The organism is Ruegeria sp. AD2(2025), from assembly GCF_056542385.1.
The window spans coordinates 755,357-773,640 of record NZ_JBQFZS010000001.1 but is presented as its reverse complement, the minus strand read 5'-3'; the positions used below and the strand labels follow the sequence as shown (position 1 = coordinate 773,640).

The following is an 18,284-nucleotide window of genomic DNA, read 5'->3' as shown; positions in this document are numbered from 1 at the left end:
AAAAGGCGGGGTCAGTGCCCCGCCTTTTTAATTTATATTCCTGACCTTAATGCGCAGTCGCGGACGGACCCGAGCCTTCGGCCACCTTGGCCGCTGCCGCAGCGGCTTCCTCGGCGGCTTCGTCCCATTCGATCGGTTCGGGCTTGTCCGTCAGCGCGTGTTCCAGCACTTCCGAGACATGCTTGACCGCGATGATCTTCAACCCCTCTTTGACGTTGTCGGGGATGTCGGCCAGATCTTTTTCGTTCTCTTCCGGGATCAGAACGGTCTTGATCCCGCCCCGCAGCGCCGCCAGCAGTTTTTCCTTTAGACCACCAATCGGCATCGCGTTGCCGCGCAACGAAACCTCGCCCGTCATGGCGATGTCCTTGCGCACCGGAATGCCGGTCAGCACGGACACAATCGAAGTCACCATTGCCAGACCGGCCGACGGGCCATCCTTGGGCGTCGCGCCATCGGGCACGTGAACGTGGATGTCGATCTTGTCGAACTGCGGCGGTTTCACCCCGATCTGAGGCGAGATCGAGCGCACATAAGACGAGGCCGCATCGATGGATTCTTTCATCACATCGCCCAGCTTACCTGTGGTCTTCATCCGTCCCTTACCGGGCAGCTTCAGAGCCTCGATATGCAGCAGATCACCGCCGACAGAGGTCCAGGCCAGACCGGTCACCACGCCCACTTGATCGTCCTGTTCGGCCAGGCCATAGCGGAACTTGGGCACGCCGAGGAAATCATCCAGATTGTCGGGTGTCACCGTGATGGCTTCGGCCTCTTTCTTGATGATCTTGGTTAGCGATTTCCGCGCGACCTTGGCGATTTCACGCTCAAGGTTCCGCACACCAGCCTCGCGGGTATAGGTACGGATGATCGATTGCAGCGCCTCATCGGTCAGTTCGAACTCCTTGTCTTTCAGACCGTGGTTCTTGACCTGCTTGCTGATCAGGTGCTGTTTGGCGATCTCGGCTTTTTCCTCTTCGGTGTAACCGGCCAGCGGAATGATCTCCATCCGATCCAGCAGAGGCCCGGGCATGTTGTAGCTGTTCGACGTGGTCAGGAACATCACGTTGGACAGGTCATATTCGACCTCCAAGTAGTGGTCCATGAACGTGCTGTTCTGTTCCGGGTCCAGCACTTCCAGCATCGCCGAGGCCGGATCGCCACGGAAATCCTGCCCCATCTTGTCGATTTCATCCAACAAGATCAGCGGGTTCGTAGTTTTGGCCTTTTTCAACGCCTGAATGATCTTACCGGGCATCGAACCGATATAGGTCCGGCGGTGGCCGCGAATCTCGGATTCGTCGCGCACGCCGCCCAGCGAGATGCGAATGAACTCGCGTCCCGTGGCTTTGGCAACGGATTTACCCAGCGAGGTCTTACCCACGCCCGGAGGGCCAACAAGGCACAGGATCGGGCCTTTCAGCTTTTTCGAGCGTTGCTGAACGGCCAGATACTCGACGATCCGCTCCTTGACCTTCTCAAGCCCATAGTGATCGGCATCCAGAATGTCCTGCGCGCGGCCCAAGTCTTTTTTGACCCGGGATTTGGTGCCCCAAGGCAGAGCCAGAATCCAGTCCAGATAGTTGCGCACGACGGTGGCCTCGGCCGACATTGGGCTCATGTTGCGCAGCTTTTTCAGCTCGCCCTCGGCCTTTTCGCGCGCCTCTTTCGACAGCTTGGTCTCGGCGATCTTTTCTTCCAGTTCGGCAACTTCGTTGCTGCCGTCCTCGCCATCGCCGAGTTCCTTCTGAATGGCCTTCATCTGCTCATTCAGATAATACTCGCGCTGCGTCTTCTCCATCTGGGATTTGACGCGGGTCTTGATCTTTTTCTCGACCTGCAGAACCGACATTTCGCCCTGCATCAGGCCATAGACCTTCTCAAGCCGCTCACTGACTGAAAGCGTCTCAAGCAGTTCCTGCTTTTGCTCGACCTCGATGCCCAGATGGCCCGAGACCAGATCGGCCAGCTTCGCCGGTTCGGTCGTGTCGCCAACAGCGGTCAGCGCCTCTTCGGGGATGTTCTTGCGCACTTTGGCATAGCGCTCGAATTCATCCGCGACGGTGCGCAGCAGCGCCTCGGTCGTGGTCATGTCACCGGGAATTTCGGTCAGATATTCGGCGCGGGCTTCAAAAAAGTTGTCGTTATCCAGAAACTCGGTGATCTGCACGCGCGCCTGCCCTTCGACCAACACCTTGACGGTGCCATCGGGCAGTTTCAGCAGTTGCAGCACATTGGCCAGCACACCCGAGCGGTAGATGCCGTCAATATCCGGGTCATCGTCGCCGGGGTCCATCTGGCTGGACAACAGAATTTGCTTGTCATCCTGCATTACCTCTTCCAGCGCGCGGACCGATTTGTCACGGCCTACGAACAGCGGCACGATCATGTGCGGGAACACCACGATATCGCGCAGCGGAAGGACGGGGTATGAGGAATTCAGAGGCTCTTGCATGCTCTATCCTTATCGTTGGCAAGACGGCACCGGTCCCTTGTCAAGGCAACGCTTGGCCGTCTCCTGTCTTGGACGATAAACGTGGGGCTCCTGTCTGCCCGTTTCAAGCTTATCGCCATGTCTCGTGATGCAGCATGGCCCGAGGTTCTGGCGACTGCAAGACGTCGCGCAGACATATCCACCGAAATAAGACGACAAAGCCTGTCAGATAGGCTCAATATCCCCTTGCGCGCGCTGTGCGTGGAACTCGGCCTGCCATGCGCTGAACGTGCCTGCGGCAATCGCCGCGCGCATCCCCTGCATGATCTCCTGAAAATAATGCAGGTTGTGCCAGGTCAGCAGCATACCCGAGATCATCTCATTCGCGCGGAACACGTGATGCAGATAAGCGCGGGAATAGTGGGAACAGGCGGGGCAGCCGCACGCCTCGTCCAGCGGGCGCGGATCATCGGCGTGGCGGGCGTTCTTGATGTTGACCACACCATACCGGGTAAACACCTGCCCGGTGCGCCCCGACCGCGACGGCAGAACACAATCCATCATGTCCACCCCGCGCGCGACCGCGCCGACGATATCATCGGGCTTGCCAACGCCCATCAGGTAACGCGGCTTGTCCGTGGGCAGGAAATCCGGCGCATAATCGAGGCAGTCGAACATGGCCTCCTGCCCCTCACCCACGGCCAGACCGCCAATGGCATAACCCTCGAACCCGATCTGTTTGAGTGCCTCGGCGCTTTCTTCGCGCAAATCCCGCTCGAGCCCGCCCTGCATGATGCCGAACAGGGCGTGCCCCGGACGGTCACCAAAGGCCGTGCGGGACCGTTCGGCCCAACGCATCGACAGGCGCATCGACTGCGCGATCCGGTCGCGGTCGGCAGGCAAGGCCGGGCATTCGTCGAAACACATCACGATATCCGAGCCCAGCAGGCGTTGAATCTCCATCGAACGCTCGGGCGACAGTTCGTGTTTCGAGCCGTCGATATGAGATTTGAAGGTCACGCCCTTTTCGGTCAGCTTGCGCAGCCCGGCCAGCGACATCACCTGAAACCCGCCCGAATCCGTCAGGATCGGCCGATCCCAGTTCATGAACTTGTGCAGCCCGCCCAGCCGGTCGATCCGCTCGGCCGTGGGGCGCAGCATCAGGTGATAGGTGTTGCCCAGCAAAATATCGGCCCCCGTGGCGCGCACGCTTTCGGGCATCATCGCCTTGACCGTCGCCGCCGTGCCCACAGGCATGAAGGCGGGCGTCCGCACCTCTCCCCGAGGGGTGTGGATCACGCCGGTCCGGGCCTTGCCATCGGTGGCTTTCAAATCAAACGAGAAACGGTCGGTCATCCTGACACCCTACGATCACGGGAACCGGGCCGCGTTTGCCCGATCTACCCCGGTTTTGCAACCCGGACCGGTGGCGATGCAAAGCCGTCACAGATCATGGTACAGTTGCATTCGCAGATTTGCATTCCTGGCAGCTCAATCCATACCAGAGTTGAAATCGGGCGACTCAATCTCCAAATGTATACTATCGTACACAATAAAAGAGGACAGATATGATCGAAGACCAGATTATTGGATTGCTTTCATCGAATATCATTTACCTTGTGGCCGCCGCCCTTGTCATCGTCGTCATTCTGAAAGGCATCAAGATCGTCCCTCAATCCGAGAAATACGTGGTTGAACGGTTCGGTCGCCTGCATTCGGTCCTTGGGCCAGGCATCAACTTTATCGTTCCGTTTCTGGATGTTGCACGTCACAAGATATCCATTCTGGAACGCCAGTTGCCCAACGCGACGCAGGACGCGATCACCAAGGACAACGTTCTGGTGCAGATCGATACATCGGTGTTCTACCGTATTCTGGAGCCCGAGAAGACCGTCTACCGCATCCGCGACGTGGACGGGGCGATCACCACCACTGTCGCCGGGATCGTCCGCGCCGAGATCGGCAAGATGGACCTTGATGAGGTCCAATCGAACCGCGCGCAATTGATTGAACGCATTCAGGAAAGCGTTGAAACGGCCGTCGACGACTGGGGCATCGAAGTGACCCGGGCCGAGATTCTGGACGTGAACCTCGATCAGGCCACCCGCGACGCGATGCTGCAACAGCTGAACGCCGAACGTGCCCGCCGCGCGCAGGTGACCGAGGCCGAGGGCCAGAAACGCGCTGTCGAGCTGCACGCCGATGCCGAATTGTACGCGGCCGAGCAAACCGCCAAGGCCCGTCGCATTCAGGCCGAGGCCGAGGCCTATGCCACCGGCGTCGTCGCCAAGGCCATTCAGGACAACGGCATCGAGGCCGCGCAATATCAGGTCGCCCTGAAACAGGTTGAGGCGCTGAACGCTCTGGGCAACGGCACCGGTTCGCAAACCATCGTTGTGCCTGCCAACGCGCTTGAGGCATTCGGCAATGCCTTCAACATGCTGAAAGGAGGCAAATGATGGCCGACCCCTTCTGGCTGACATGGTGGATCTGGCTGGCCGGAGCGCTGACGCTGGGCATTCTCGAAATCCTTTTGCCCGGCTTCATCTTTCTGGGGTTTGCTATCGGCGCGGCCATCACCGGCCTGCTGTTGCTGATCCCCGGCGTGACCCCGACGCTGGCGGTTCTGGCGTTGATTTTTGCGGTCCTGTCTCTGGTCTCGTGGCTGGTGCTGCGGCGCATGTTTGCCCTGCCCCATGGTCAGGTCAAAACCTTCAACCACGACATCAACGACTGATCCGCTGTGGCGCCTTTCGCGGGCGCCACGGCCCCTCTGGACGCTGCCCAGCTCTTTCCCTATATAATTCGTCAGGTAACAGACCCGAGGCTTGAATGACCCACCCCAGCGAACAGTTCGAAGGCAGCCCGCTGATTGCGCCTTCGACCATTGATCACCCGCTTTATGAACCCGTGGTCGACGCCTGCCGGACCGTTTTCGACCCCGAGATTCCGGTCAACATCTACGACCTCGGCCTGATCTACACGATCGATATCAACAGCGAGAACGCGGTCAAAGTCATCATGACCCTGACCGCGCCCGGCTGCCCGGTCGCCGGCGAGATGCCGGGCTGGATCATGGAAGCCATCGAACCCGTGGCCGGTGTGAAAGAGGTCGATGTCGAACTGACATGGGAGCCCCCCTGGGGCATGGAGATGATGTCGGACGAAGCCCGGCTTGAACTGGGCTTTATGTAAACCACCGGGCGATCCACAGGTTTTTGCTGTTTGTCATAAAACGGTTATGAGCCTGTTACGATTCTGTTGATCGATTGACACAAAGGGTTGGCAGGTTTGCCGCGCGCCTGTCGCTGTGCAAGCATTCCGGGGCAAAAAACCTGATTGCCGTCCCCATAAGTATCTGGCCCGGATGTTGAGACCGCCCTTGCCCGAGGGCGGTCTTTTTTCACCCCCTACTCGATCCCGCAGGTCGATTTGATCTCGGTCGCGCGCGCATCCAACTCTTTGATGTAATCGCCCGACAACATCTTCAGATGCTTGTTCTCGGTCCCCGTGATCAGACCCAACAGGGCACCGGCGGGCAGGATCGAGACTACGCTTTCGACCTGCTGATCCTCGGCATGTTTCTTTTCGGCTGCGATCGCGCGCAGATCACCAGGCGCGGTGGCGCAGTTGACCGGATGCCGTTTGTCCGCGTCGGCCGCGATGGCCGTATTTGCCAGCAGAAGCCCAGTCAGAACGCCCGCACCGATCCGTTGCAGTAAGGGTTGTGCCATTATCCAGCCTCTCTCAGAAATCTAGTCTTGCCTGTCACGCTACGGTCATCCAACGCCGCAAAGCAATCGGTTTTGCGTCCGCAATCCCTTGAGCCCGGCGCGCCCTGGCCCTAAATAAGCTACAACGCGCGAAAACGGAGCCCCCCATGTTTGGCATTCCCGGCAAGCAGGCCGTGACCATGACACCCAAAGCCGCCGAGCAGATTGTTCGGTTGATGCAATCCGGCGGCCATGCAGGCCTGCGGATCGGCGTCAAGAAAGGCGGCTGCGCGGGGATGGAATACACCATGGACTATGTCGACCAGGCCGACCCCAATGACGAAGTGGTCGAACAGGACGGCGCGCGCGTGATGATCGCGCCGATGGCGCAGATGTTCCTGTTCGGGACCGAGATCGACTATGAGGTCTCGTTGCTGGAATCCGGCTTCAAGTTCCGCAACCCCAACGTCGTCGATGCCTGCGGCTGCGGCGAATCGATCAAGTTCGACGAAAGCCTTGCTCAGCGTTAAGGCACCGATTGCAGGTGTACGTAGGTTTCATTGAAACGCCGCGTCAGGTGATCGCCTGCCCGTATGACCTGCCCCGATCCCGGCGGCGCGACATTGGTATCGTATGAAGGGTTGAAAAACAGCGGCACCGAAATCCGTTCATTCGCACCACCCCGGACACGGTGCAGGGTCGCCTTGACCTCTCCGTCGGTCCAGAATTCAAGCATCTCGCCAAAATTGATCACGAACCGGCCGGGCTCGACCTGAACGCCCTGCCATGTGCCATCGGGCATCTGCACCTCAAGCCCCGGCGCACCATCAGTGGCCAGCAGGGTCAGACAGCCATAGTCCGTATGCGCGGCGATGCCGAAATCGTTTTCTCCGGCCCAATCGGGGCGTTGCGGATAGAAATTGCCACGCAGCAAGGCCATCGGCGTGTCAAACGCCGCGTCGAAACTGCGCACGTCCCGGCCAAGCGCGGCAGCAATCGCGCGCAGGACTCGCATCGCAACCGCGCAGGCATCGGTATAGTAATTCTGTATCGTGTCGCGGAACTCATCGGCGCCCTCGGGCCACAGGTTCGGCGCGTAAACGGGCAGTTCCCGCGCCGCATAAGGATTGCCCGGGGGCAGTTCGTAGCCGCAATCGAACACCTCTTTGTAGTCGGGGTTGGCGTTGGGATCGACCTGCTCGGATTTCGAGGCTCCCCAGCCCCGGTTCGCGCCGGTGGTCGCCATGTTCACGGTTTGCTTGACCGGCTCGGGCAACCCGAAGAAGGCGCGATATGCGGCCAGAACCTGACAGACACGGTCCCCGTCCAGACCTGTTTTGGAAACCGTCAGAAACCCGACCTGCCCGACGGCGCGCCGCAGCCGCGCCAATTCATCCGCATCGCGCCGGTCCAGCTTTTCAAGATTGAGATTGTCGATCATGAACGCCCCCTTGGTTCCCGCGCGCACTCTGTCGATTGTGCGATACCTCCGCAACCGGAATTGTCAGCCGCCCCCGCGGGTGTTATCCGATTCCCGACATATCCGGGACGGAGGAACGACGATGCGGCGCAAGCTTGCGGCAGGCAACTGGAAAATGAACGGCACCGGTGCCGACCTGACCGAGATCGAGGCGCTGGCCCGCGCGCACCCTGACCCCTCGGTCGACATCCTGATCTGCCCTCCGGCGACCTTGGTGCATCGGGCCGCGCAAGTCGGTGGCATTGCCATCGGGGGTCAGGATTGCCACGCCAACGCGTCCGGCGCGCATACCGGTGACCTGAGTGCAGGAATGCTGGTCGATGCGGGGGCGACGTCGGTCATTCTGGGCCATTCCGAGCGCCGCGAGGACCACGGTGAAAGCAACGAAGACGTCCGCGCCAAGGCAAATGCCGCAATGGAGGCCGGTCTGATGGCGATCATCTGCGTCGGCGAAAGCCTTGAACAGCGCGAGGCCGCCAATACGCTGGACATCATCGGCGGCCAGATGTCGGGTTCAATCCCCGATCAGTCGACCGGCGAGAATCTGGTTGTGGCCTATGAACCGATCTGGGCCATCGGCACCGGCAAGGTCCCCACGCTGGACGAAATCAGTGAGGTTCACGATTTCATCCGCGCCCGTCTGGAACGCCGTTTTGGCGAGGGTGTGGGGCGCTCGGTCCGGTTGCTGTATGGCGGATCGGTCAAACCGGGTAATGCGGCGGACATCTTCGGTGTGCCGAATGTCGATGGCGCTCTGGTCGGCGGGGCCAGCCTGAAGGCGCAGGATTTCTCGGGTATCATCAGCGCGCTTGAAGGCGCCTGAGCGCTATTCGGCGATATCCTCGGCCCATAGCTCGGGCTTTTCCGCGATAAACCGCTTCATCAGCGCGATACAGTCGGGGTCATCGGCGATGACGACCTCGACCCCGCGCTCGCGCAGAAAGGCTTCGTTGCCGCCGAAATTCAGGGTGTCGCCGATGACAACGCGCGGGATACCGAACTGAACGATGGTGCCCGCGCACATCATGCAGGGCGACAGCGAGGTATAGAGCACCGTATCGCGGTAGCTGCGCTGCCGTCCGGCCTTGCGCAGCGCATCCATCTCGCCATGGGCAATGGGATCGCCGCGCTGGACGCGCTGGTTGCGGCCCTGTGCGACCACTTCACCGCCACGGGCCAGAACCGATCCAATCGGGCAACCGCCCTCGTCAAAGCCCGCCCTTGCCTCGTCATAAGCAATACGCAGCAGTCGGATGTCAGTGTCGGTGAGCATTGTCATGGGCCCCAGTTGTCGTCGGCAAGCTTGGCGCGCGGCGACAGGCCCGTCAACCACGCTCAGGCCAGCTTCATGGCGATCATGCCCGAGATGATAAGCACTGCTGCCACCATCCGCATCGGCGTCAGCGCTTCGCCCAGCAACATCACACCGACCAGAAACGCGCCGACCGCGCCGATGCCGGTCCAGATCACATAAGCCGTGCCCAGCGGCAGCGTCCGCATTGCCAGTGCCAGCAGACCAAAGGACCCTACCATCGACACACCCATGATCGCCGTGGGCCAAAGCCGCGTGAAGCCCGCCGATTGCTTCATCGCAACCGCCCAGACGATTTCCAGAAGACCGGCAAAAAGAAGAAAAATCCAAGCCATGACAGACCCTCCGATACTTCGGGTCGTCCCGAAAAAAGTATCCATGACGGAGAGGTCGTCCTCAAGCCCCTATCTATGAACGCCAACGGACGTTTCAAGAGGGCAGAAACCGGGCGGAAAACTCCGCCCGGTTCGTGAACATCTAGTTCGTTATGATTTCCGGCCCCATGAACGTGTTGGGCAGGAAGGTCGATATCCAGGGGATATACGTGACCATGATCAGGAACACGAACAGCACGGCCAGGAAGGGCAGCGCGGCGCGCACAACCGCCATCATCGGCATCCCCGCCACGCCCGAGGTCACGAACAGGTTCAGACCGACCGGAGGCGTGATCATCCCGATCTCCATGTTCACCACCATGATAATGCCCAGATGGATCGGGTCGATGCCCAGCTCGATGGCAATCGGGAACACCAGCGGCGCGACGATCACCAGCAGGCCCGAGGGCTCCATGAACTGACCACCGATCAGCAGGATCACGTTCACCACGATCAGGAAGGTCACCGGTCCCAAACCTGCCGACAGCATGGCGCTGGCGATGGTCTGCGGCACCTGCTCGTCCGTCAGAACGTGCTTCAGGATCAGCGCGTTGGCGATCACGAACAGCAGCGTCACGGTCAGCTTGCCTGCCTCGAACAGCGTGTGCTTGGTGTCGGGATGCACGAACGCAGTCAGCAGCGCATAAGGTTTCTTGATCAGAGGCAGGTTCTGATCATCACCTTTGACATGCAGCGGCCCCATGTCCTTGTAGACAAAGCTGGCGATCAGGAAGGCATAGACAGCGGCCACAGCGGCGGCCTCGGTCGGGGTGAAGATGCCGCCATAGATACCGCCCAGAATGATGACGATCAGGAACAGGCCCCAAGCGGCCTCGCGCGCCGAGGTGAAGATCTCGCCCCAGCCCAACCATTCGCCCTTGGGCAGGTTCTTGACCTTGGCCATGACGTAGATGGTGATCATCAGCATCAGACCCGCCATCAAGCCCGGGATGACGCCCGCAAGGAACATACGGCCAACCGAGACCTCAACGGCGGCGGCATACACGACCATCACGATCGACGGCGGGATCAGGATGCCCAGCGTACCCGCGTTACAGATCACACCGGCGGCGAATTCCTTGGAATAGCCCACCTGACGCATCCCGGCGATGACGATTGAACCAATCGCCACAACGGTTGCCGGAGACGACCCGGAAAGCGCGGCAAACAGCATACAAGCGAAAACACCCGCAATCGCCAGACCGCCCGGCAGGTGCCCCACACAGGCAATCGAGAACCGGATGATCCGTCGCGCCACCCCACCTGTCGTCATGAAGGACGACGCAAGAATGAAGAACGGAATCGCGAGCAGGGTAAAGTGCCCCTCGAACGCCTCGAACAGCGTACCCGCGACCGAGGCCAGCGAACTGTCGGAATAAATCAGCAGGAACAGGGTCGAGCTGAGGCCAAGCGCCACCGCAATCGGAACACCGATCAGCAGCAGGCCGATGACCATCGAAAAAAGAAGTACGACGTCCATCAGTCATGTTCTCCTTGCAGGGCGCGGACTTCTTCGATCTCGTCCTCGACTTCGTGGCTGGCGACGATGCGGTCGGTCTGACCGCGCAGGATCTCGATACCGGCCTGCGTGAACCGGATCACCAGCAGCAGCATCGACACCGGCAGCACCAGATAGGGCACCACCTTGGGCAGTTTCTCGTACCCCTCGCCGTAGTTGATCAGGCCTTCAAGAAAGCGCAGCGGTGCGACCATGGGGATGTCGTCGACCTCATAAAAGCTCTGACTGCGGGCACTGGTGTCGAACCCCGTGGGGAACCAGCGACCCGAGGTCGGCGGCAGGTCCGCAAAGACCGCCCAATAATCATACGCGCCCTTCAGCAGCAGCAACGAGAACACAAGGCAGCATCCGACAGCGATCAGCGCCAGCACCCGGCGCGGCGCCGGTGCCAGCATGTTCAGGATCGCATCCACCCCCAGATGGGCGTGTTTCTTGACCGCATAGGATGCACCCAGCAGCACCAGCCAGCCGAAGGTGAACACCGTCAGCTCCAGCGCCCACAGGATATTAGAATTAAACACAAACCGCGCGATCACGTTGGCGAAGGTGACAACCGTCATCAGGCCCAGCAGGCACGCGATCAGGGTTTCTTCGATATGGTCGACCAGCCCGTGTTGGCCGGGTTTCGCACCAGACATCTCTTCTGTCCCCGCATTTTATGGTGAGAGTAAGGGTTGGCGGGCCCGATCCGGCCCGCCCGGCTTGCGCGTCGATAACTCCCCAGTCCCCCGACGCGCCGCCTGTGCTCGGGATCAGAACCCGGCGTTGATTGCCTGTGCGGCGTCGATCTTGTCCTGACCGACATCGCCTGCGAACTTGTCCCAGACGGGCTTCATCGCATCAACCCAGGCCTGACGCTGCTCGGGGTTCAGTTCGCGGATGGTGCCGCCTGCGTCGATCACCGACTGCTTGGCTGCTTCGTTCACCGCAAAGGCCTCTTTGTTCCGGGTCTCGGTCACTTCGGCCAGAATGGTCAGGAACTGATCGCGGACCTCCGGGTCAAGGCTGTCCAGCCAGTCCACCGAGGTTACGACCAGATAGTCGATGATGCCGTGGTTGGTCTCGGTGATGCCGTCCTGCACCTCAAAGAACTTCTTGCCGTAGATGTTCGACCAGGTGTTCTCCTGCCCGTCCACGACGCCCTGCTGCAGCGCACCGTAAACTTCCGAGAACGCCATTTTCTGCGGGCTGCCACCGATGGCTTCCATCTGCGCCACCAGCACGTCCGAGGACTGCACGCGGAACTTCAGACCATCCGCATCAGACGGATCGACCAGCGGCTTGTTGGCCGACATCTGCTTCATACCATTGTGCCAGAAGGCCAGCCCCTGCAGGCCGCGGCGCTGCATGCTGTCCTTCATCGCCTGACCTTCCGCCGAGGCTTGGAACGCGTCCACGGCGTCGATGTTCTTGAACATGAAGGGCAGGTCGAACAGGCGGAACTGCTTAGTGAACTTCTCGAATTTCGACAGCGAGGGCGCGGCCAGTTGCACGTCGCCCTGCAGCATCGCCTCAAGCACCTTGTCGTCATTGTAGAGGGTCGAGTTCGGGAACACCTCGACGCACATCACGCCGTTCATCTCATCGTTGACACGCTGCTCCAGCAGCGATGCCGCGATCCCCTTGGGGTGTTTGTCGGTGTTGGTCACATGCGCGAACTTGACGACGATCTCGCCATCGTCGCAGGCCGCCATGCCTGCGGTTGCGGTGACGGACAGGGCCAGAGCGGTTGCAGCCGTTGTCAGGAATTTCATCAGTCTTTTCCTCCCAGACTTCCATAAGACGTTCGTCCGACGCCATCCGGGCGCCGTATGGAGCGAAGTGAACCGAATCGCCGGGCCGCTCTCAACATATTGTTGAAAGGATGAGCATTTGATAATTTTCCGTTGAAATTCAGAGAGCTATTTGTCTCACCGCCGCATGTCCGGACTGACCCGAAATCGGAATGTGCGGGATTTCACACAGGCGCGCCGCAGCATGTGCGGATTTCCGCACAGATTCCGAATCAGCCCCCCGAATCGAACCATGTCCAACCGCAGCCCGCGTCAGCGGGCTGCCGGGCCCAACGGTTTTGATGGCATGATAATGCCGGCAAAACCGGCGGGAGCCCCTACCTGCGATAGTCCTCGGGCCGGATCTGATAGCGCGCCAGCTTGTCATAGAACGTCTTGCGCGGAAGCTTCAGCGCCTTGGCCGCCTCTGACGCGCGGCCATTGTGCCGCCCCAGCGCCGCGATCAAAAGGGATCGCTCGACCCGGGCCATCTGCTCGGTCAGGCCCTGATCCGTGGCCTGTGCCACGTCTTCCGGCATCCCCAGCACAAACCGCATGGCCGCCGACATCAGCGACCGCGCATTTCCCGGCCAATCCTGCGCCATCAACGCCGCCAGATGCTCGGGCGTGATCTGGGGCTCGGCAATCCCCGCCTGCTCGGCCGCTTGGGCCACGTAATGCCGGAAGATCACCGGAATATCCTCGGGTCGTTCGGCCAGCGACGGGATGCGCACGCGCATCACATCCAGACGATAGAACAGATCGGCGTTGAACCGTCCCTGCGCGCAAAGCTCGGACAGGTCTGCCGTCGTCCCAGCCACAATGCGCGCGTCCGAACCCTGCTCGATCAGTTCCAGTGCCGCGTACTGCGTGGCATCTGACATGGCAGAGACCTCATCCAGAAATAACGACCCGCCCGAGGCATCCTCGCATCCCCCGCGCAACTCTTCCGCCGTCAGCCCGGACGCAGGCCGTTTGACAAAAGGCCCTTGCCCGACCGGCGACATCAGATGCACAACCTCCGCCACTTTCGAGATTCCGCTGCCCGCAGGTCCGGTCACCAGCACTTCGGCCCGGGTCGGGGCCACGGCGCGCACCCGCTCGCGCAGGGTTTCGGCCTGTTCCGACAACCCAAACAGCATCCGGGCCGCAGGGTCACCGCGCTCAAGCTCGCTTTTCTGTCTACGCAGTTGCAGAACCTCGGCGCGGGCCGAGAAGGCGCGTTCCAGGACCGACAGAAGATCGGCAGCCGCGCAGGGCTTTTCCAGAAAATCAAACGCGCCCTGCCCCATCGCCTGCACGGCCATCGGGATATCGCCCTCGCCGGTCAACAGGATCACCGGCAAGTCCGGATCGATCTCGCGCGCGTAGCTTAGCAGATGAAACCCGTCCCGCCCCGGCATCCGGATGTCCGAGACAATCACTCCGTCAAAGTCATGCCGGATGTGATCCTTCGCCGCCACAAAAGACCCGGCGGGCACGGGGTCATACTCAGCCAGTTCCAGCGTCTGCGCCAGGGCTTCGCGCACCGCCGCATCATCATCCACCAAAAGAACCTTACGGATCATGTCGACCTGCCCTCGTCCCAGGGTTCAAGCTCCACGGTGAACTCGGCCCCGTCTTCGGTGTTCGCACCACGGATATCCCCTCCGAAACTCTGCACCAGCCCGTAGGAAATGGATAGGCCCAGCCCCATGCCCTCTGACGTGCCAACGGTCTTGGTGGTATAGAAGGGCTCGAACACCCGATCCGGGTCCTCGATACCGGGACCCGTATCCCGGACCGAGACCCGGATACGCGCGCCATCCTCCAACAAGATCGAAATCCGCCGCGTCGGCTGATCGGCCATGGCGTCCGCGGCGTTGTTGATTAGGTTGACAAAAACCTGCCCCAGACGCACCTCGCCGCCCCATGCATAGACCTCGACCTCGGGCGGCGACCAGTCGAGCGTGACACCCTCGTCCCGCAGCCGGGCTTCGGTCAGTTCCACCGCCGCGTTCAGCACCTGCACCAGATCGACCCGCCCCATCGGCTCGCTTTCGTTGCGGGCAAAGGCGCGCAGGTTCTTGATGATCCGGGCCATACGGGCTGCCATGTCCGAGATGCGACCCAGATTTTCACCCGCCTTCTCACCCTTGCCCCGCTGCAAGAAGGCCGAGCCGTTATCCGCAAATTGCCGGATCGCCATCAGCGGCTGGTTCAGTTCATGGCTGATCCCCGCAGACATCTTGCCCAACGCGCTCAGCTTTCCGGCCTGTACCAGATCGGCCTGCGCCTGCTTCAGCGCCGCCTCGGCCTCTTGCCGTTCCGTGACCTCACGCCGCAAAGCAGAGTTTGCCGCCGTCAACGCCCGCGTCCGCTGCGCAACACGGCTTTCCAGCACGGCATTGGCCTGCGCCAACGTTCGGCGACGTTCCGAGGCCAGAAACAACAGCGCACCAAAGGCAAAGCAAATCGCCGCCACCGCCGCCGCCTGCAGCCCGGCCAGACGCCGCGCCGGGGCGACGTCCACCAGAACCTCGGCGGTCATGTCGATCACCGGCAATGCCAGCGTCAGATGCAGCGCCCGGCGCGGAAAATAGCGACCCCACCCCAGCCGCCACAACTCGTGCTCACCCACCCGGGTCGAGGCGAAATCGACCACCTGCCCGTCCGGCGGCGTCAAACCCAACTGCCCGTCAGCGCGCTGCCAGAACAGCAGATCCGACCGGTTCGAGATAAAGACAATCCCATCTGGATCGACAAAGAAAACCGCTTCGGTGCTGCCGCGCCAGGTCTGTTCCACATCCTGCACATCGGCGACAACCATCAGTGCGCCCCTGATCTGACCGGCTGGCCCAAAGGCCGGGGCAACATAAGAATAAATCCGATCCCCACTGTCCGGCAGCACCCCGTGCGCGCTGCCCAACGCACCCTGCAAAGCCCTCTCGAACGCAGGGTGCCCGGCCATGTCGTGCTGCCCGGCGGGCTGCGCCGAAACCAGAACCTGCCCCTCGGTATCCAGATAGATCGCATTGACCGCCGCAGTCTTGTCAGCCACATCCAAAAGCACGGCCTGCGCCGCCTGACGCTGCGCCGGGGTCTCAAGCACCCGCAGGGTCGGATGATCCGCCAGCAGCACCGCGACCTCCTGATAGACCTGCATCTGCGTGCTCAACCGGTCGGCGGCCAGCTCAAGATCGGCCTCGGCCCGCTGACTCAGTTGCGTGAGGGCCTGACGATAGCCATAGGTCCAGACGGCGGCTGACAGCAGACCAACCGCGCACAGGAATCCGACAATGACCCAAACCCGTTGCATATGTTAGGGTCTTGCATTCAGAACGACCCGTGGCAAGTCTGCACCGCATGAAGACCCTGACCCAATCCCCCACCAACCCCGCCTTTGTGCAAAACCCCTATCCTTTCTACGACAGTGCCCGCCAGTTCGGAGACCTGATTTTCTGGCAGGACTACGACATGGTCGCCGCAGTCTCGCACCGCGCCGTACACGCCCTGCTGCGCGACCGCCGTTTCGGGCGCGAAGTTCCACCCGAACTTGCGCAATCCGGCCCCACTCACTTGGCTCCCTGGCTGGCGGTCGAGGCGCATTCGATGCTGGAGCTCGAACCGCCCCGGCACACTCGCCTGCGCGCGTTGGTGGTCCGCGCCTTCACGTCCGGCGCAATCGCCGCGCTTGCACCGTCTATCGAGACGTTGTGCCACGACCTGATTGACCGGTTTCCCAGCGACCCTTTCGACCTTCTGCAGGCCTATTGCACACAGGTTCCGGTGATCACCATCTGCCGACTTCTGGGCGTGCCAACAGACATGGCGCCGCAACTTCTGCACTGGTCTCACGCAATGGTCGCCATGTATCAGGCCAGCCGGACGCGTCAGACCGAAGACGCTGCCGCCATCGCCTCGACCGAGTTCACGCGCTTTCTCGAACGCTGCATCGAAACCCGCCGGAAAGACCCGCGTGACGATCTGATCACCCGCCTGATCGCCGCCGAGGAGGATGGCGACAGGCTGACATATGAGGAGCTTATCACAACCTGCATCCTGCTGCTGAACGCCGGCCATGAGGCGACCGTTCATGCCATCGGCAACGGCGTGAAGACCATCCTGACCACCGCAACGCAGGATCGGATCACATCTTCCGAAACAATCGACACCGCAATCGAAGAAATCCTGCGCTTTGACCCGCCCCTGCATATGTTCACGCGCTACGCCTACGACGATGTCGAACTGTTCGGGCACCGGTTCAAACGCGGCCAAGAGGTCGCCCTGCTTCTGGGTGCGGCCAATCGTGACCCGAAGATCTGGCCATCACCCGATACCTTCGACCCAGCCCGCCCGGTCAGCGCCAACACCAGCTTCGGCGGAGGGCTGCATTTCTGCGTAGGCGCCCCCCTTGCCCGCTTCGAAATGCGGATCGCGCTGCCCATTCTGTTCAGCAGATGCCCCGGCCTGCACCTCGCGGAAAGGCCGCGTTATTCAAACAGCTATCACTTTCACGGCCTGACCGAGCTGAGCGTCTGCACCTGAGCAACTAAAAACGCGCGTACCGCGCGATGCCTCCGGCGGGGATATTTATAGCCAGATGAAGAGTGAATCCCCTGCTTCATCTGGCTATAAATATCCCGGGGGAGTCGCCCAAAGGGCGGCGGGGGCAGAGCCCCCTTTTTCACCTCACGGCTCAGGCGGCTCCCGCCGAATTCAGAGGCAACATCGTTGTGGATTTGATTTCTTCCATCGACAGCAGCGCAGTTACATTGTGTACGCGGACCTCAGAAATCAAAGTCTGGTAGAACGCATCATAAGCCCGTGCGTTCCGGACGCGCACTTTGAGAATATAATCGATGTCCCCCGCCAGCCGGTGTGCCTCCTGCACCTCGGGACGATCCCGCAAGGCCTTCAGAAACTTCTTTTGCCATTCCGCCTCATGCTCAGACGTTCGGATCAGCACAAAGAAGGTCGCCTCAAACCCCAGTGCCTCGGCATCGAGAAGGACGGTCTGCTGACCAATCACCCCAGCCCCTTTCAGCTTGCGGATCCGATTCCAGACCGGTGTCTTGGAACTGCCGACCCGTGCAGCAATTTCGTCGAGTGATTGGCTTGCATCCCGCTGCAACTCGGCCAGAATTTTCCGATCTGTGTCGTCTATGCGCACCGGCATTCCATTTTTCCCCTTAATTCAGAACACAGGTTCCCGCCTCACCCCATGAAAGAACGAATGTTCTTATTTTTTGAGGCATATAGCGAATAATAGGGAATATTTCCTATATTGCAGATCGAGTCAAACGACATGAGCCCTGCCGGACCAACGTCTACAAACAACAAGGACCTTACCTGATGCCCCGCGCTTTCACTCCCAAAGTGGTTACGGCCAACGATCTGCTGGAAGGTGACGTCATTTATCTGACCGAAGATGATCGCTGGTCCCGCGACCTGTCCGAGGCCGAGTTGATCACGGACGAGGCGCATGCACAGGTTCGCCTGCTGGATGCCGAGCGTCAGGTGAGCAAAATTGTTGGCGCCTACCTCGCCGATGCCGTGGCTGGCACCAACGGCCCCGAGCCGACCCATTTTCGGGAAGACTTCCGCCGCACCGGTCCGTCCAACTATGCCCACGGCAAACAGGAAACTTCCCCGCAGCCCCGGGCCTGATCACAGGCTCTCTCTCCCCTCTTTAAGGCCC

19 protein-coding genes are annotated in these 18,284 nt (G+C 60.8%); 7 read left to right on the top strand and 12 right to left on the bottom strand.

The features are described 5' to 3' along the window. Positions 1-46: 46 nt before the first annotated feature. Both lon and tgt read right to left on the bottom strand, forming a co-directional pair. Positions 47-2,455 (bottom strand): endopeptidase La, encoded by a 2,409-nt coding sequence (lon, locus tag ACR1XV_RS03785; protein ID WP_480528975.1) that lies wholly within the window; start codon positions 2,453-2,455, stop codon positions 47-49. A 204-nt stretch (positions 2,456-2,659) separates the two neighbouring features. Further along, positions 2,660-3,790, bottom strand: coding sequence for a tRNA guanosine(34) transglycosylase Tgt (gene tgt, locus ACR1XV_RS03780; RefSeq protein WP_480528974.1), 1,131 nt, complete (start codon positions 3,788-3,790; stop codon positions 2,660-2,662). 212 nt (positions 3,791-4,002) lie between these two features. Between tgt and ACR1XV_RS03775 the strand changes: the two genes are divergently transcribed. The 3 genes from ACR1XV_RS03775 to ACR1XV_RS03765 all read left to right on the top strand — a co-directional run bounded on the left by ACR1XV_RS03775 (position 4,003) and on the right by ACR1XV_RS03765 (position 5,629). Beyond that, entirely contained in the window at positions 4,003-4,893 is an 891-nt protein-coding gene (locus ACR1XV_RS03775; RefSeq protein ID WP_480528973.1) for an SPFH domain-containing protein, read from the top strand. Further along, entirely contained in the window at positions 4,893-5,171 is a 279-nt protein-coding gene (locus tag ACR1XV_RS03770) for an NfeD family protein (protein WP_480528972.1), read from the top strand. Before ACR1XV_RS03775 ends, ACR1XV_RS03770 begins: the two co-directional genes overlap by 1 nt. A gap of 95 nt (positions 5,172-5,266) precedes the next feature. Continuing rightward, positions 5,267-5,629, top strand: coding sequence for an SUF system Fe-S cluster assembly protein (locus ACR1XV_RS03765; protein ID WP_480528971.1), 363 nt, complete (start codon positions 5,267-5,269; stop codon positions 5,627-5,629). A gap of 215 nt (positions 5,630-5,844) precedes the next feature. Here ACR1XV_RS03765 and ACR1XV_RS03760 read toward each other — a convergent pair whose 3' ends face one another. Continuing rightward, positions 5,845-6,168 carry a hypothetical protein gene (locus ACR1XV_RS03760; protein ID WP_480528970.1) on the bottom strand — a complete coding sequence of 108 codons (324 nt, stop codon included), beginning with the start codon at positions 6,166-6,168 and terminating at the stop codon, positions 5,845-5,847. 146 nt (positions 6,169-6,314) lie between these two features. Here ACR1XV_RS03760 and ACR1XV_RS03755 point away from each other — a divergent pair, with 146 nt between their 5' ends. Then, entirely contained in the window at positions 6,315-6,677 is a 363-nt protein-coding gene (locus ACR1XV_RS03755; protein WP_480528969.1) for a HesB/IscA family protein, read from the top strand. Here the strand turns inward: ACR1XV_RS03755 and ACR1XV_RS03750 are convergent. Continuing rightward, positions 6,674-7,588 (bottom strand): isopenicillin N synthase family dioxygenase, encoded by a 915-nt coding sequence (locus ACR1XV_RS03750; RefSeq protein ID WP_480528968.1) that lies wholly within the window; start codon positions 7,586-7,588, stop codon positions 6,674-6,676. The genes ACR1XV_RS03755 and ACR1XV_RS03750 overlap by 4 nt on opposite strands. Before the next feature lie 121 nt (positions 7,589-7,709). On the opposite strand from ACR1XV_RS03750, the gene tpiA reads away from it, so the two are divergent. Next, on the top strand, positions 7,710-8,450 hold the full coding sequence (tpiA, locus tag ACR1XV_RS03745) for a triose-phosphate isomerase (protein WP_480528967.1): 741 nt from the start codon (positions 7,710-7,712) through the stop codon (positions 8,448-8,450). A gap of 3 nt (positions 8,451-8,453) precedes the next feature. Here tpiA and ACR1XV_RS03740 read toward each other — a convergent pair whose 3' ends face one another. The 7 genes from ACR1XV_RS03740 to ACR1XV_RS03710 form a co-directional block, all read right to left on the bottom strand. Next, positions 8,454-8,900, bottom strand: a complete 447-nt coding sequence (locus ACR1XV_RS03740; RefSeq protein ID WP_480528966.1) for a nucleoside deaminase — start codon at positions 8,898-8,900, stop codon at positions 8,454-8,456. A gap of 62 nt (positions 8,901-8,962) precedes the next feature. Beyond that, complete coding sequence (locus ACR1XV_RS03735; RefSeq protein WP_480528965.1) at positions 8,963-9,274, bottom strand: DMT family transporter; 312 nt, start codon at positions 9,272-9,274, stop codon at positions 8,963-8,965. Between the two features lie 142 nt (positions 9,275-9,416). After that, the gene (locus ACR1XV_RS03730; RefSeq protein ID WP_480528964.1) at positions 9,417-10,793 is read right to left on the bottom strand and encodes a TRAP transporter large permease; all 1,377 of its coding nucleotides are present in this window, start codon (positions 10,791-10,793) and stop codon (positions 9,417-9,419) included. Then, positions 10,793-11,470: a TRAP transporter small permease gene (locus ACR1XV_RS03725; protein ID WP_480528963.1), complete on the bottom strand. Its 678-nt coding sequence runs from the start codon at positions 11,468-11,470 to the stop codon at positions 10,793-10,795. The genes ACR1XV_RS03730 and ACR1XV_RS03725 overlap by 1 nt, the downstream gene beginning before the upstream one ends. A 114-nt stretch (positions 11,471-11,584) precedes the next feature. Beyond that, positions 11,585-12,586 carry a DctP family TRAP transporter solute-binding subunit gene (locus ACR1XV_RS03720; protein WP_480528962.1) on the bottom strand — a complete coding sequence of 334 codons (1,002 nt, stop codon included), beginning with the start codon at positions 12,584-12,586 and terminating at the stop codon, positions 11,585-11,587. Positions 12,587-12,942: 356 nt separating this feature from the next. After that, complete coding sequence (locus ACR1XV_RS03715) at positions 12,943-14,172, bottom strand: sigma-54-dependent transcriptional regulator (RefSeq protein WP_480528961.1); 1,230 nt, start codon at positions 14,170-14,172, stop codon at positions 12,943-12,945. Further along, positions 14,169-15,902, bottom strand: a complete 1,734-nt coding sequence (locus ACR1XV_RS03710; protein ID WP_480528960.1) for a sensor histidine kinase — start codon at positions 15,900-15,902, stop codon at positions 14,169-14,171. The genes ACR1XV_RS03715 and ACR1XV_RS03710 overlap by 4 nt, the downstream gene beginning before the upstream one ends. Positions 15,903-15,949: 47 nt before the next feature. Between ACR1XV_RS03710 and ACR1XV_RS03705 the strand changes: the two genes are divergently transcribed. After that, positions 15,950-17,131 (top strand): cytochrome P450, encoded by a 1,182-nt coding sequence (locus tag ACR1XV_RS03705; protein WP_480528959.1) that lies wholly within the window; start codon positions 15,950-15,952, stop codon positions 17,129-17,131. Positions 17,132-17,282: 151 nt separating this feature from the next. On the opposite strand, the gene ACR1XV_RS03700 is transcribed toward ACR1XV_RS03705, so the two are convergent. Beyond that, positions 17,283-17,762, bottom strand: coding sequence for an Lrp/AsnC family transcriptional regulator (locus tag ACR1XV_RS03700; RefSeq protein ID WP_480528958.1), 480 nt, complete (start codon positions 17,760-17,762; stop codon positions 17,283-17,285). 176 nt (positions 17,763-17,938) lie between these two features. Here ACR1XV_RS03700 and ACR1XV_RS03695 point away from each other — a divergent pair, with 176 nt between their 5' ends. Continuing rightward, positions 17,939-18,253, top strand: coding sequence for a DUF2849 domain-containing protein (locus tag ACR1XV_RS03695; protein WP_480528957.1), 315 nt, complete (start codon positions 17,939-17,941; stop codon positions 18,251-18,253). The last annotated feature ends 31 nt before the right edge of the window (positions 18,254-18,284 follow it).

Bases quoted from the DNA above. Each gene is read 5' to 3' on its own strand.
- ACR1XV_RS03755 (WP_480528969.1), top strand. From the start codon at position 6,315: ATGTTTGGCATTCCCGGCAAGCAGGCCGTGACCATGACACCCAAAGCC.
- ACR1XV_RS03720 (WP_480528962.1), bottom strand. From the start codon at position 12,586: ATGAAATTCCTGACAACGGCTGCAACCGCTCTGGCCCTGTCCGTCACC.
- ACR1XV_RS03730 (WP_480528964.1), bottom strand. From the start codon at position 10,793: ATGGACGTCGTACTTCTTTTTTCGATGGTCATCGGCCTGCTGCTGATC.
- ACR1XV_RS03760 (WP_480528970.1), bottom strand. From the start codon at position 6,168: ATGGCACAACCCTTACTGCAACGGATCGGTGCGGGCGTTCTGACTGGG.
- lon (WP_480528975.1), bottom strand. From the start codon at position 2,455: ATGCAAGAGCCTCTGAATTCCTCATACCCCGTCCTTCCGCTGCGCGAT.
- ACR1XV_RS03725 (WP_480528963.1), bottom strand. From the start codon at position 11,470: ATGTCTGGTGCGAAACCCGGCCAACACGGGCTGGTCGACCATATCGAA.
- ACR1XV_RS03715 (WP_480528961.1), bottom strand. From the start codon at position 14,172: ATGATCCGTAAGGTTCTTTTGGTGGATGATGATGCGGCGGTGCGCGAA.
- tgt (WP_480528974.1), bottom strand. From the start codon at position 3,790: ATGACCGACCGTTTCTCGTTTGATTTGAAAGCCACCGATGGCAAGGCC.
- ACR1XV_RS03750 (WP_480528968.1), bottom strand. From the start codon at position 7,588: ATGATCGACAATCTCAATCTTGAAAAGCTGGACCGGCGCGATGCGGAT.
- ACR1XV_RS03695 (WP_480528957.1), top strand. From the start codon at position 17,939: ATGCCCCGCGCTTTCACTCCCAAAGTGGTTACGGCCAACGATCTGCTG.
- ACR1XV_RS03740 (WP_480528966.1), bottom strand. From the start codon at position 8,900: ATGCTCACCGACACTGACATCCGACTGCTGCGTATTGCTTATGACGAG.
- ACR1XV_RS03735 (WP_480528965.1), bottom strand. From the start codon at position 9,274: ATGGCTTGGATTTTTCTTCTTTTTGCCGGTCTTCTGGAAATCGTCTGG.
- ACR1XV_RS03765 (WP_480528971.1), top strand. From the start codon at position 5,267: ATGACCCACCCCAGCGAACAGTTCGAAGGCAGCCCGCTGATTGCGCCT.
- ACR1XV_RS03775 (WP_480528973.1), top strand. From the start codon at position 4,003: ATGATCGAAGACCAGATTATTGGATTGCTTTCATCGAATATCATTTAC.
- ACR1XV_RS03705 (WP_480528959.1), top strand. From the start codon at position 15,950: ATGAAGACCCTGACCCAATCCCCCACCAACCCCGCCTTTGTGCAAAAC.
- tpiA (WP_480528967.1), top strand. From the start codon at position 7,710: ATGCGGCGCAAGCTTGCGGCAGGCAACTGGAAAATGAACGGCACCGGT.
- ACR1XV_RS03770 (WP_480528972.1), top strand. From the start codon at position 4,893: ATGGCCGACCCCTTCTGGCTGACATGGTGGATCTGGCTGGCCGGAGCG.
- ACR1XV_RS03700 (WP_480528958.1), bottom strand. From the start codon at position 17,762: ATGCCGGTGCGCATAGACGACACAGATCGGAAAATTCTGGCCGAGTTG.
- ACR1XV_RS03710 (WP_480528960.1), bottom strand. From the start codon at position 15,902: ATGCAACGGGTTTGGGTCATTGTCGGATTCCTGTGCGCGGTTGGTCTG.